Raw genomic sequence first — 12933 nt, 5'->3', positions numbered from 1 at the left:
AGCTCGCTTCGACAAACGATTTGGATACGATGGTTCTGTAATCGCTTGCGTACAATGTGGGGAAAAGACGAATCGAGCTATTGTTTTTAGTAGAAACCTACTTACCTTCTAGTATCGAATTCTGACTCTCAGGGATAAGAAGCGCGAATTATGACGGAATGTCATTAAAAATATAGGGCAACTTCCCTTACGCAAGTGCATAGGATTGTATTACTTCAACAAAAAAGCCGGGCAGCTTTAGTACTGATAAATGGTGACCCGCACCCGAAAAGAGTAGCAGGCAGCATCTGAGTGGACGAGAGGAGGTACGGCATGGATATTTTAAAACGGATATCAGCGTACAAAGCGGAAAGCGAGAAGCTCGCGTGGACGGGGACGTTTAAGGAATACCTCGAGTTGCTTAAGCAGGATCCAACTCCTGCCATGACAGCACATGCTCGTGTCTATGAGATGATTGAATCGTTTGGGGTTGTAGAAGATGGTGGCTCAAAGAAGAAGTACAAATTTTTTGAGCAAGAGATATTCGGCCTGGACCGTGCGGTTGAGAATTTGGTGGAGGAATATTTTCATTCGGCAGCGCGTCGGCTGGATGTACGTAAACGGATCTTACTTCTAATGGGGCCAGTTAGCGGTGGGAAGTCTACCATTGTAACCATGCTCAAGAAAGGACTGGAGAAATTCTCTCGGACAGAACGTGGCGCGGTATACGCGGTAAAGGGATGCCCCATGCATGAGGATCCACTGCATCTTATTCCCCATGAGCTGCGCCCAGAGGTTGAGCGTGAGCTTGGCGTGAGAATAGAAGGTAATCTATGTCCTTCCTGTCAAATGCGCCTTAGAACGGAATTTGGGGGCGATATAGAGAATGTCATGGTGGAGCGGGTATTCATTTCGGAGGAGAACCGTATCGGTATAGGTACTTTCAGTCCGTCCGATCCCAAATCTCAAGATATTGCCGATCTTACAGGCAGTATTGATTTCTCTACCATTACGGAGTTCGGCTCGGAATCGGATCCGCGTGCCTATCGATTTGATGGGGAACTCAATAAAGCCAATCGTGGGTTGATGGAGTTCCAGGAGATGCTCAAGTGCGATGAGAAATTTCTGTGGAACTTGCTTTCCTTAACGCAGGAAGGGAATTTCAAGGCCGGCAGATTCGCCTTGATCTCAGCGGATGAGCTCATCATCGCGCACACGAATGAAACGGAGTACAAATCGTTTATTGCCAACAAGAAGAACGAGGCGCTTCAATCCCGGATGATTGTTATGCCGATTCCTTATAATCTGAAGGTGTCTGAGGAAGAGAAGATCTATAAGAAGCTGATCGATCAAAGTGATATGAAGCATATTCATATTGCGCCTCATACGCTGCGTGCGGCTGCAATCTTCTCTATACTTACCCGTCTTAAAGAAACAAAGAAGCAAGGCATGGATTTGGTTAAGAAAATGCGCATGTACGATGGAGAAGAAATCGAAGGCTATAAAGAAGCCGATCTGAAAGAAATGCAAAATGAGTTCATCGAAGAGGGCATGTCGGGCATTGACCCACGTTATGTCATTAACCGCATATCCAGTGCGCTTATCAAGCATGATGTGCAGTGTATTAATGCGCTTGATGTCCTGCGGGCGCTCAAAGAAGGACTCGATCAGCATCCTTCCATTACGAAGGAGGAACGGGAACGGTATTTGAATTTCATCTCTATCGCTAGAAAAGAATACGACAACCTAGCCAAAAAGGAGATTCAAAAGGCGTTTGTCTATTCCTATGAGGAATCTGCCAAGACATTGTTCGAGAATTATCTCGATAATATTGAATCGTATTGTAATTGGTCCAAAATCAAAGATCCGTTAACGGGCGAGGAAATGGATCCGGATGAGCGCCTCATGCGTTCCATTGAGGAGCAGATCGGCGTATCCGAGAATGCCAAGAAAGCATTCCGTGAAGAGATTCTCATCCGTATCTCCTCCTATTCGCGCAAAGGGAAGAAGTTTGATTACTACAGTCATGATCGGCTTCGGGAAGCAATTGAGAAAAAGCTGTTCACCGATTTGAAGGATATTGTGAAGATTACGACCTCTACAAAAACGCCAGACGAGAGACAGCTGAAGCGGATAAACGAGGTGACGAAGCGGCTTATCGATGACCACAGCTATTGCCCAGTCTGTGCCAATGAACTGCTGCGGTATGTGGGAAGTTTGTTAAATCGTTAAATGATGAATGATGAATGATGAATGATGAATGATGAATGATGAATGATGAATGATGAATGATTAGAGGCCGTAGTGTGCTTGTGCGCACTGCGGCTTTTTGTATGGGGAGGAAGCTGCTGCATAATAAGCTAACAAAATAAATGTGGAAACTGTAGTGAATAAACGTATACAACATGGTAAAATAAGAACATAAGTTCCTATTTCATTGGAGGTATGTCCGAGTGAAAATGCTGATGCTTAACGAGCAAGGAAAGTCCAGCTTCATTACTATGGATGAAATTTGTTTGATCATTCCCACGAAGAATGGTCCTGAGTTTGTAACAGAGCAGGGAAAGTTTCGGTTTCCGCAAACGGCTTCACAGCTGAATACTCAATTTGAACGCTTCGGCTACTTACAGGTGGATCGTAATGCGATCGTGAATCTCAATAAAGCTACATACTATGATCCGGAGGACCGTAAGATTTACTTGGATGCTGAGCTGTCAGATGGGCAGAAGCTCTGGGCAACGGTCTCCGCTGCCAACGCGAGCAAACTGAAGTACCTTATCCGTGAATCGAATGAGACTTTTGCCGAGTACAAAGCGATAGCCGGATAAAGGTTGCCGATTTAGATTCATTTAGTTAAGGCACTAGCCCCTTCTAACCGATAAAGATATAGTAGTGTTAGATATCCAAAAAGATATAATATTACTAGGTATCCAACTTTGGAATTTTGCATAAGGGAGAGGGAAAGCTTGATTAATGTTACAGAGAGTAGAAAGAAACAGTTAGATTTTATGGGGATAAGTGAAGAAGATCTGACGCTTCTATCCAACCATCGCGATATCTTTCAGAGTGTCGTTAATGAAGTAGTGGATCGTTTCTATGTTCATGTTCAGCAGCAGCCGGAGTTGAATGCGATTGTGAAGCAGTTCAGTGCGATTGATCAATTGAAGGAATCGATGCGTGTGTATTGGATGTCGCTTGCTGATGGGCGAATTGATGAACCATTCATCGACAATCGGGTTCGGATCGGTAAGGTTCATTCGCGTATTGGGCTTACGACAAACTGGTATTTGGGTGCATACATGATTTATTTGGATATATCCACCCAAATATTCCGTGATGTTCTACCACATGGGTGGACAAAAGTTATTCATTCATTATCCAAGATGTTTAATTTGGATTCCCAGCTTGTCCTTGAAGCTTATATGCTTAAGGAACAAGAGCATATTCAAGACTTGGCCGACGAGAGACAGCATGTATTGTTATCGGTTACTGAAGCGGTAGAGAGTCTAGTCGGTATGATTGTTGAGCTTGAAGCTAGTACGCAATCTATAGCTGATTCTGCGATTTCAACGGCTGAATTACAAGATAATTCCCATCGCCTTCTAAGCGCTCTGCAAGAGGATGTAGATAACATCGGTGAGGTAGGGACACTTATTCGGGGGATTTCCGACCAGACCCATCTACTAGGCTTGAATGCGGCTATTGAAGCTGCACGTGCGGGTGACCAAGGCCGAGGCTTTGAGGTAGTAGCTAATGAAGTGCGTAAGCTGGCGGCATCTTCAAAAACAGCCATGGGGACAATCGAAGAGCGGCTGGAAGAGATTGAACGGAAAGTATCAAATGTCAGCAAGGAGTCGGAGCAGACAGCTGTTCAAGCAAGAGAGCAAGCGGCACGTTCGGAGGAGCTTGCAGCGTTTGTGCTGACGATTGAGAAGGTTGCGGATGATCTGAAGAAATTGAAAGCGTAGCCACATATTTACATGGGAAAATGAGGAGAGACGGCATAGATTGCGTCAAATCCTTACGATTCACATTCGTTTTACGTCGAGATGATCGAGAAAGATTTAACTGTTCGCTCTCATTATGAGGGTGTACATCGAGCATTCGCCCGCATGAAGCCCCCGGAGCTCGCTGCGAGACATACAACGATGCAGCAGCGAATACTAGAAGAAGGTATCACGTTCACTTTATATGCTCAGAATCAATCCGAACCACTAGAGCGGACGATCCCTTTTGACTACCAACGGCGTCCCTTGCCGATATTTGAGCGGGTATCATTTTGTAGGCGATTGGCAAGGAGGCAGTGCTGACTTCGAGCAGGCGTCTCATTCTTGAGGTGAGCCTTGAGGTCACTGTTGATTTGAAAAAGGTAGAGGGGTTAAACACGGAAAATGAAAAAAGAGCAGTCATTCGCACTTCCATGCGGTTGACTGCTCATTTTGTTATGATTTTACCTGGTTGAAATCTCCGGCCGTGACGACAATATTCAGGAAAATACCAAGAAAGTCAGATCGCGCTGTATGTTTCTTGGCTTTATTCTTCATCCGGATCAATTCCCCAAAATATGTGATGTGCAGTACCGGTATTGGCAAAATAACAGGCATCCACATACACTTCTCGCAGGGCATGATCGACTTTGTAAATCACGATAGTATTACCAATAAGAGTCCATGAATAGCCATTAAACGCAAATCCAGGAAAATCCGAAATGCCATATGCTTTTTCATGAGGGGCAGAGGATAATACCGATTTGGATCGTCGGAATATGCTCATCGCATCCACTTTGAAAGGCTGCATGTGAGCGAGAGCAACACGCGCGTAACTCGACCAGAGAACTTTGTAATGTTTACTTATCATGCTTGATCTCATCCAGAAATTGGACGAATTCTTCCTCGCTGTCGCTATAGGTTGAGATGCCTTCCTGCCGGTCCTTTTCCGCTTGTGAAAGCTGATTGAAGACGTCAGGATCTTTGAATATAATGGAGGTTAGCTTTTTCTTTTGTTCGTTTGACAGAGATGACTCTTCGTCTTTTCGGGTTAATTGAACTTGATATCCGAAGTGATCCTCGATCAGATGTATAAGATCCTCGAGCTCAACTACAGATTTATTCCTTAAGCTTTGTTCAAATGTATCTTTTGATAGGGACATGCGAATCACCATCCTCTTTGTAACCATTTTACCACAATAGCTGTCTCCTAACACGCGAATTGATAAGTCTCAAGCAGCTTAGCGCAATGAAGCTTTGCCTTTGGATGCTTGTTTAATCCTTCAACTTCAAGGTTGTCATTGTTGGACCCTCTATCAGAATTTTTGGGAGAAAAGCATTATTAATCGATTAAATACTGATCTTAATGAGCGAGTAATGTTTAGCAACGAACTGCTTGATCATTGTACAATTAGATAATTATCATAAGCAAAATCAGAAGGAGGTCGAAAACAGTGTTAAATCCGGATGGGAAGAAAATTCATACCTATCAAGATTGGCTGACCTGGGACGGAACTTGGGAGTTAATTAACGGTAAAGCCTATAATATGTCTCCTGCTCCAACCTCATTGCATCAATTTATAGTAGGTGAAATTAACTTCGCTCTAGGGACGTTCTTCCAGAACCGGAATTGCTATGTGTTTGTGGCTCCATTTGATGTGTTTTTCAGTGAAGATAAAGATTACGAATCACCCGATCATATCACGCAGCCCGATCTCTCGGTTGTTTGCTCTAAGGATCAAATATCAAAGAATGGATATCATGGTTCACCTGTATTGATCATTGAAGTGCTGTCCCCATCCACCGCTTTGAATGACTTCAATGAGAAATTCAACCTTTATCAGAAATATGGGGTGCAAGAATATTGGATTATCGATCCTGGCAATCGGACGGTTCATGTGTATGCGCTGCAGGATGGCAGATACACAATACGGCATTTGTATACGGAGCAGGAAACAATCCAATCCATCGTATTTAAAGATTTACAGGTGCCAATGAACAGTCTGTTCAGTCTGGAATAACAAGAACAACAAGTCGGGGATAACAATTCTCAACAGGCTCATTTGACCCAAGCAAATGAAAAAAAGAGCAGTCATTCGCATTTTCATGCGGTTGATTGCTCTTTCTGCTATGGTATGACGCTCGGTCAAGCTGAACAGATGGTCGAGCATGTATAGACCTTACGCTTAAATAAACTTGCGGCTCGTCTTCTTGCCATCGCAGCTGAACACAATGCGTTTATCCTCGACAATGGTCTCGAGATGAACCGATTTTCCCCATAGGGCAACAACGTGAGGCAAGGTGCGTTCGACATATTTGAGATCCAGCTCTACGCCTTCGTATTGGTGATGGAGGAACAATTCTCCGACCCGGTTGAAATCACCATCGGTGACGACAATATTCGGGAAGCCGCCGTTGACCTTGGAATAGACAAGCTGGTCACGAACTGACTCCCACGTTTTGTCTGTAATCTTCCACTCGGCGCCTTTCTTCTCGAAGACATATAAGTCCAGATCCTCAACGAGCTTCTTGGTCAAGTAATTGCGAAGAAACGAGATGTCAGAGTCAAACTCACGCACCTCGAACATTTTCTCACGGCCAAGGCCGGGCTTGCGTCCTAAGCGGTCCTGCTCTTCTTTCGTCGGATTATCGTAGCGCTTTTCGATATCCTCGAAGATTTTGACGCCTAGATAATAAGGATTCAGGCCGTGCCGGGATGGCTGCACGACGGACGAGTTAAGCATCGCGAATTCAATTGTTTCTTCGCTTGTGAGATCTAGCTCTCGGATAATGCGTTGATGCCAATACGAAGCCCAGCCTTCGTTCATGATTTTGGTCTCGATCTGCGGCCAGAAATAGAGCATTTCATCGCGAAGCATGGTCAGAATATCACGCTGCCAATCCTGCAGCTGGGGTGAATATTCCTCAATGAACCAGAGGAGATCCTTCTCCGGCTTGGGTGGGAATTTTTTCGAATCAGTGTCATTGGATTTATTCAACTGATCGCTTGCCTCAAGCGTCCACAGATCCTCGTAACCGGTATTCAAGGGTGGTGTACTGTTTAATTTATCCTTGCTCAGCATTTCAATATAATGCGATTTGTCGAGCTGATAGGGTTTAATTAATGTAGGATCAACATGCTCTTGAATAGCCAGAATCGCATCAATGAACTTCTCGACAGCTTCTGTTCCGTATAGTATCTCGTACTGGCTTACGCGCTCAGCAGTGGCCGACATACTCTCCACCATGTTACGGTTTGTGTTGCCGAAACGGGCATTGTTCTTGAAGAAATCACAGTGTGCAAGGACGTGAGCAACGATTAGCTTGTTCTGAATTAGGGAGTTGCCATCAAGCAGAAAGGCATAGCAGGGATTGGAGTTAATGACGAGCTCATAAATTTTACTAAGTCCAAAATCATACTGCATTTTCATCTTGTTAAATGTTTTGCCGAAGCTCCAGTGGCTGAAGCGTGTTGGCATTCCATAGGCACCGAAAGTGTAAATAATGTCCGCCGGACAAATTTCATACCTCATCGGGTAGAAATCAAGACCGAACCCTGCAGCGATTTCTGTTATCTCATCAATCGCATATTCCAATGCTTTTACTTCATCCTGGCGCAATGGAGGCGTCCCCCTTGGTAAAGAAATTGGTTTTATGCTTCATACCTATATGTATGGGGAGAGAAAGATTGATATGTTCATTTTTCTACTACAATATCAACGAGCGATGCAGTTCGACTAAGGGTTGAATGCGAAAAAGCTGGAGAAAATGGTAAGAGATGAAGAGGAGGCTATGTGGTGAGAAGAACGGAGAGAAGAATCTTCAGCACGACGCGAAGAAAAGCAGGACGGAGAAAACGTATCGCATTATGGATAATAGGTCTGTTGGTCGTGTTCTTCATAATTGGTTTAGTTGTCTATTATCGCCTTATTTATAATCCGAATGCAAATGCGCAGGCAGCTATGCATACAAACGCCAAGATAAGATTCATCGAGCAAGAAGATAGACTGACCTTTCAGCCAAATGGTAAGGCGATAGGTCCTTCCGTAATCATCTATCCAGGTGCTTTAGTAGAACCAGCGAGCTATTCTGCATGGGCAGCAAAGCTTGCGGAGTCTGGTCATACGGTATACATCATCAAGATGCCGCTTGATTTGGCTGTTCTTGGCAAGAATCGGGCAGATCGTATCATAGATGAGCATCCTGGGAAGACCTTCGTCATAGGTGGACATTCTTTGGGTGGCGCAATAGCAGCTCGTTACGCAGCAGAGCATGCAGATAAGCTGAAAGGAGTCTTCTTTCTTGCCTCTTATGCTGATTCGAAGGGCAAACTAAACCAGAAGGGACTTCCAGTCCTTCAGCTTACGGCAAGTAAAGATGGGATATTAGACTGGACATCCTGGGAGAAAGACAAGAAGAACTTGCCTGCAGAGGCGGAATATGTATCCATTGAGGGTGGTAATCATGCTCAATTCGCCTCCTACGATAAGCACCGAGGTGATAAACGTCCATCTATTTCGGAGAAAGAGCAGCAGGATCAGCTGGTGAAGGCGATGAACAGCTGGTTAAACAAGCTGAAATAAACAAAGAACCTCCGAATGCCGGGCATTCGGAGGTTTCCTATTATAGGCTATGTAGGCCTCTAATTCATTCTACTACTTCTTGACGTTGTCCGGGTGTTTGATCAAATCGGGTTTAGTAACTGCGGTTTCCTCTATGACTTCGCTCGCTGCTGCTACTGGCGCATATTGTTGGTCCAAAGCTTCTGCTTGCTCTCTTACAGCAGCTTTCTTCGCGGATCGACCACGCAACCATCTCCATAAGGCAGCGCCTCCAGCGATGACGATAATCCCAAACTTTTTGGCGAACAGTACAATCAATGCGATAAGGCCGACCTTCTTAGCAACTATAAGTCCACCTCCGCCTAATATAAGTGCGGTCAAACCATATTTGGAGGCTTTGTCGGTGCCCTTAACATAATCCTCATAACGTTTGCCTTCCTTCAAGGTGAGAGCGGGAAGAACCGAGTTCACGAAGGTTTTGCGGTCTGCCGCTAGATGCTCAGGATCGGAGACGAGAATGGCAGAAATATAGCCCTCTCTAGTTAGTATCCGAACATTATAGTTCAACAGCTTGTTGCCAGCTGCATCATGCAATAGCAATGACCACGATAAGCTCTTAAGCTTCTCATCATAAAAGGGAGCTACATCCCAAGCATCTACATAAAGCCAGTTCTTCTCATCTTGCTTTTTGTTATTCTCTTCTGTGCCGTCCTTATAGCTTTGCAAAAGGTCATCGGCGTCGATGGATACCTTCTCATCATCAGATACATGCCCGGGCTCCAAATAATCGAAATAGACAACCCAGTTCTCTTCCTCGTTATCATTGTATGGAAAAATCGCTCCTAATTCATCGCCGGTAGGAATACTGCCGTTTTGTTGTTCGTAGGCTTTCGTATTTTCTTTATCTAAGAAACTATAACCCTTAGGTAACTTCAGCTGAGCCAGCCCATCACCTAGTTCAATCGTCTGCCCCGTACCATCAATCCATTGTAATGAATTCTCGGTTGTCGTTGTTGAATTGCTGTTCTCTCCTTCAGCAAAAGCTGAGACTGGAAGAATAACAATCATAAAGCTTAGTAATAAAATTTGGAAGAGATACTTGCTTTTTTGTAATGCTTGCACGGTTAATTGGCCCCATTCATTTAGTATGATTAATATTATTCTAGAATAATAGCAAAAAATTGTCTAAATTAAAACCAGTATTTCACTTTTTTTCTAATAATATTTTTTTAAAAAGAGGGAAAGGACTGTATTTCTACTCTCTACACAGGGAAAAACACCATTAAATTTAGGGGAAGTGACCCCAGATTTAACGGTGTTTTGACAGGTTAGACGTAATTTAATTATGAATGGTTAGACGTTTATTTATTTGCGATCTGGCAGCTGCTTGACGTAGCTGTCTGAGTAATTCAGCAGCTCAAGCGCCCGGTTATATTGGTCCGAGGTAGCTACGGAGTTCTCTTCTAGCTTTCGATCTAATGGATAATGGGTGCCATCTTGGAATCCCGTTCCTGGAATGAACAGCTCGTTATCGGTAATAATGGAGCCTGATGGCAAATAATAGCGCTCGGGCAGCAGATTAGAGGTCTGGTTCAATAAATCTTGACCGAAATGAATATGATCCTTGAGCGATACGCCAGTAAGGTTCGCAATGGTTGGCAGTATATCAGTCTGTGCACCAATTTGTTCGAATACCTTCGACGATGTTATGCCAGGCGAGGCAATGATCAGCGGTATATTAATCATATCGGTAAATCCATACTCATGTCCGTATATTTCCTCCATTAATGCTTTATCATCACTAGTTAGTGAATAGATCGGAAGGCCCAGATGATCCCCATAAATAAGAATGACACTTTTATCCCATAAGCCGCGCTCCTGAAGATCTTTGATAAAGAGTCCAATTGCATAATCGGCATAGTTCTGAGCACGAATATAATCACCGACGAAAGTACCTTCATAACGGTCTGGCAAAGTCATTTTGTACTTGCTCTCAGGTATGCTGAAAGGGTGGTGAGCGGTCATCGAGATCAGTTGTGAGTAAAAAGGCTGACCAGACTGGCTGATCTTCTCAAGCTCTGCAGATGTCTTTTTATATAGCTGCTCATCAGAAGGTCCGAAGAATACGGTATCTTCCTGACCAAAGAACTCCTGATCATAATATCGGTCAAAGCCAAGTGCTTTATAGAGCTGGTCGCGATTCCAGAAGTTCACGAAATTTGTGTGAAAGGTTGCCGTCTTATAGCCATTCTGACTCATAAGCTTAGGCAGACTAGGCAGTTGCTTGTTTGCATAAACTACGGTTGCAGCACCCCTCGGTGGCGTATAGAAAGAGGTGTTAACGACAAACTCAGCATCAGAGGTATTACCCTGACCGACCTGCTGATAGAAATGCGGAAAGTAGAAATTTTCTTTGGCGAGTTTATTCATATTTGGTGTGACTTCATGGCCATCGATACTTAGTCCAATAAGGAAATTTTGGAAGGCCTCCAATTGCAGAATGATGACATTTTTCCCTTTGGCAGCATCCCAATACTGAGATACGACAGGCTCTTGAATGCCTTTTAACGTATTAATGGCTTGCTGGTTGATGTCTTTGGGAGCAATATAAGGGATTTCCTCACGCGCAAATATCGTATATAACTCGTAATTTAGGATGCCCATTTCTTCCGCTTTAACAATTTCGTTCATACTTGCTCGATTTGGCAAAATACTAATTAAGATCAGTGCTAATGAAAGAACAAATAAAGAGGTGACCACCTTCATATTCAGCTTCTTCATACTCATGGTCTTCCAGACCTGAGCTCTTTTTTTCCTGAAGAGTACGAAGCCGATAATGAAGATATCTAGAAAGATAAACAAGTAGTACGGGGCCAGCAGTGAGAAAACACTATCCTTTACCGCTGTTACCTGATTGACCTGCTCGAGTGCATGGTACGTAACGATAATACCAAAATATTTGTAGTACATAATAGCTGCAAAGAGGATGGCGGTCACGATGAAATTCACGACCATATACAGAGCAAGCTTCTTCTTTGTAGCAAACCATTCAATGACACAGAACAGCAGCCAAACAAAGGGGATTTCCGTGACGAGAATGGTCCATGAAGGTCCACCATCAAAAATAACAAAATAAGCCAAGGTACTTTTTATTAGTAATATAAGCGTAAAAAAAACAAACGGCTTCATATGTAACAGCCGCCGGGGGTCAAGCATAGACATTGATGCAACATTCCTTTCGCTGCTAGTAAGAAGATCATAACGAAGTAGGTTTCGCTTAAGCGAGCAGCCCTATAGTTTACAAAAGGTACATATCATTAATTATGCTACTCGGAGTGTCTGATGTCAAAAAGGTTTGCACCATATTCTCCGAAAGAACAACCAAATCCCTTTACATATTTATTATTCCGATATATCCTATAGGAAAAGTAAATAATTGTTTGGAGGTGACTCGCCAATGAATATTGAGAATATTGAGGCTTTTGTATTCGTTATTCATTGTGGCAGCTTTAATAAAGCGGCAGAAGCGTTATATTTATCCCAACCCTCTGTAACGGCACGGATTCAGTCACTTGAACGGGAACTGGACTGCAAGCTTTTCAATCGATTAGGCAAGCAGGTGCAAATTACGGAGGAAGGCAAACGCTTTTTGCCCTATGCCCAGCAGCTTCTTCTGACGTACCAAAAGGGAAAATTACACATCAATAAGAAAAAGTCACTTCCAGAAGAAATGAAAATCGGCTGTACAGTCTCAGTAGCCAATTACATTATTCCGAAGATACTGCCCTATTTAAAACGTAAATTTCCGAACACTCATTATAAATTGGTAACGGGTATTACAGAGGATATCGTGAATAAGGTTCTGAATAAGGAGGTGGATATGGGCTTCGTTCGGAACGTTAATCATCCTAATCTTCAATCAATTAAGTTCTATGAGGATCCGATCTCCTTATATGCCTATGAGGGGCATCCGTTCATCACAGATGAGCATCTGACGATAGAAGCCATTGCTGCACAGCCCTTCGTCTTCTTCGAATGCGGAGCATTGGACTGGCTGAGGATCCATCGCATATTTAGGAACCTGGATGTGCCGCCAAATATTCAAATTCAAACAGATAATTCAGAAATGGCAAAAAAACTGGTCGTGCAAAAAGTGGGGATTAGTTTTCTGCCTGGATTATGTGTGCAGCAGGAAACTAGCGATGGTCTTCTTTTCCCCATTCATGTACCGGAAGCAGAAGGAATATCGCTGCAGACGAATATCATCTCCAATCATGGGGAGCATGCACTATTTATTGATGCGATATTGGAAGTTAGTAAAGAGTTATCCATCCGAAGGCAAATTCTTAAAGTGATATAGAGAAATTGGCTATTGAAAAGTTATATGCATATATAGAATATCTCTA

Annotated in this window: 12 protein-coding genes and 1 pseudogene; 8 read left to right on the top strand and 5 right to left on the bottom strand. The window is 43.5% G+C overall.

Annotated features, from left to right (window positions below):
- Window positions 1–312 precede the first annotated feature (312 nt).
- The 5 genes and pseudogenes from EKN16_RS14450 to EKN16_RS33475 all read left to right on the top strand — a co-directional run bounded on the left by EKN16_RS14450 (window position 313) and on the right by EKN16_RS33475 (window position 4441).
- Window positions 313–2211, top strand: coding sequence for a PrkA family serine protein kinase (locus EKN16_RS14450; protein ID WP_125658329.1), 1899 nt, complete (start codon window positions 313–315; stop codon window positions 2209–2211).
- A gap of 227 nt (window positions 2212–2438) precedes the next feature.
- Window positions 2439–2807 (top strand): LytTR family DNA-binding domain-containing protein, encoded by a 369-nt coding sequence (locus EKN16_RS14445; RefSeq protein ID WP_232016534.1) that lies wholly within the window; start codon window positions 2439–2441, stop codon window positions 2805–2807.
- 108 nt (window positions 2808–2915) lie between these two features.
- A pseudogene (locus EKN16_RS33730) lies at window positions 2916–3404 on the top strand (protoglobin domain-containing protein); the annotation flags it as partial.
- Window positions 3402–3947, top strand: a complete 546-nt coding sequence (locus EKN16_RS33725; protein ID WP_375782079.1) for a methyl-accepting chemotaxis protein — start codon at window positions 3402–3404, stop codon at window positions 3945–3947. The pseudogene EKN16_RS33730 and the gene EKN16_RS33725, both read left to right, overlap by 3 nt.
- A 368-nt stretch (window positions 3948–4315) precedes the next feature.
- Window positions 4316–4441: a hypothetical protein gene (locus EKN16_RS33475; RefSeq protein ID WP_269462724.1), complete on the top strand. Its 126-nt coding sequence runs from the start codon at window positions 4316–4318 to the stop codon at window positions 4439–4441.
- Between the two features lie 71 nt (window positions 4442–4512).
- Here the strand turns inward: EKN16_RS33475 and EKN16_RS14430 are convergent, their stop codons facing one another.
- Window positions 4513–4836, bottom strand: coding sequence for a hypothetical protein (locus tag EKN16_RS14430; protein ID WP_125658320.1), 324 nt, complete (start codon window positions 4834–4836; stop codon window positions 4513–4515).
- Entirely contained in the window at window positions 4826–5128 is a 303-nt protein-coding gene (locus EKN16_RS14425; protein ID WP_125658317.1) for a hypothetical protein, read from the bottom strand. The genes EKN16_RS14430 and EKN16_RS14425 overlap by 11 nt, the downstream gene beginning before the upstream one ends.
- 291 nt (window positions 5129–5419) lie before the next feature.
- On the opposite strand from EKN16_RS14425, the gene EKN16_RS14420 reads away from it, so the two are divergent.
- Window positions 5420–5986, top strand: a complete 567-nt coding sequence (locus EKN16_RS14420) for a Uma2 family endonuclease (RefSeq protein WP_125658314.1) — start codon at window positions 5420–5422, stop codon at window positions 5984–5986.
- A 165-nt stretch (window positions 5987–6151) separates the two neighbouring features.
- Here EKN16_RS14420 and EKN16_RS14415 read toward each other — a convergent pair whose 3' ends face one another.
- Window positions 6152–7585, bottom strand: coding sequence for a SpoVR family protein (locus EKN16_RS14415; RefSeq protein WP_125658310.1), 1434 nt, complete (start codon window positions 7583–7585; stop codon window positions 6152–6154).
- Window positions 7586–7762: 177 nt separating this feature from the next.
- Between EKN16_RS14415 and EKN16_RS14410 the strand changes: the two genes are divergently transcribed.
- A complete protein-coding gene (locus EKN16_RS14410) occupies window positions 7763–8548 on the top strand; it encodes an alpha/beta fold hydrolase (RefSeq protein WP_125658307.1) in 786 nt (261 codons plus the stop codon).
- 72 nt (window positions 8549–8620) lie between these two features.
- On the opposite strand, the gene EKN16_RS14405 is transcribed toward EKN16_RS14410, so the two are convergent.
- Together EKN16_RS14405 and EKN16_RS14400 are read right to left on the bottom strand one after the other, a co-directional pair.
- A complete protein-coding gene (locus EKN16_RS14405) occupies window positions 8621–9649 on the bottom strand; it encodes a DUF2167 domain-containing protein (RefSeq protein WP_125658304.1) in 1029 nt (342 codons plus the stop codon).
- A 243-nt stretch (window positions 9650–9892) separates the two neighbouring features.
- Window positions 9893–11749, bottom strand: a complete 1857-nt coding sequence (locus EKN16_RS14400; RefSeq protein WP_125658301.1) for an LTA synthase family protein — start codon at window positions 11747–11749, stop codon at window positions 9893–9895.
- Window positions 11750–11984: 235 nt separating this feature from the next.
- Here EKN16_RS14400 and EKN16_RS14395 point away from each other — a divergent pair, with 235 nt between their 5' ends.
- Window positions 11985–12887 carry a LysR family transcriptional regulator gene (locus EKN16_RS14395; RefSeq protein ID WP_125658298.1) on the top strand — a complete coding sequence of 301 codons (903 nt, stop codon included), beginning with the start codon at window positions 11985–11987 and terminating at the stop codon, window positions 12885–12887.
- Window positions 12888–12933 lie beyond the last annotated feature (46 nt).

The sequence above is a fragment of the Paenibacillus baekrokdamisoli genome, assembly GCF_003945345.1.
In the GTDB taxonomy this organism is placed as follows: domain Bacteria; phylum Bacillota; class Bacilli; order Paenibacillales; family Paenibacillaceae; genus Paenibacillus_Z; species Paenibacillus_Z baekrokdamisoli.
The sequence above is the reverse complement of the archived record's forward strand: the minus strand, read 5'-3'. Positions and strand labels throughout refer to the sequence as shown.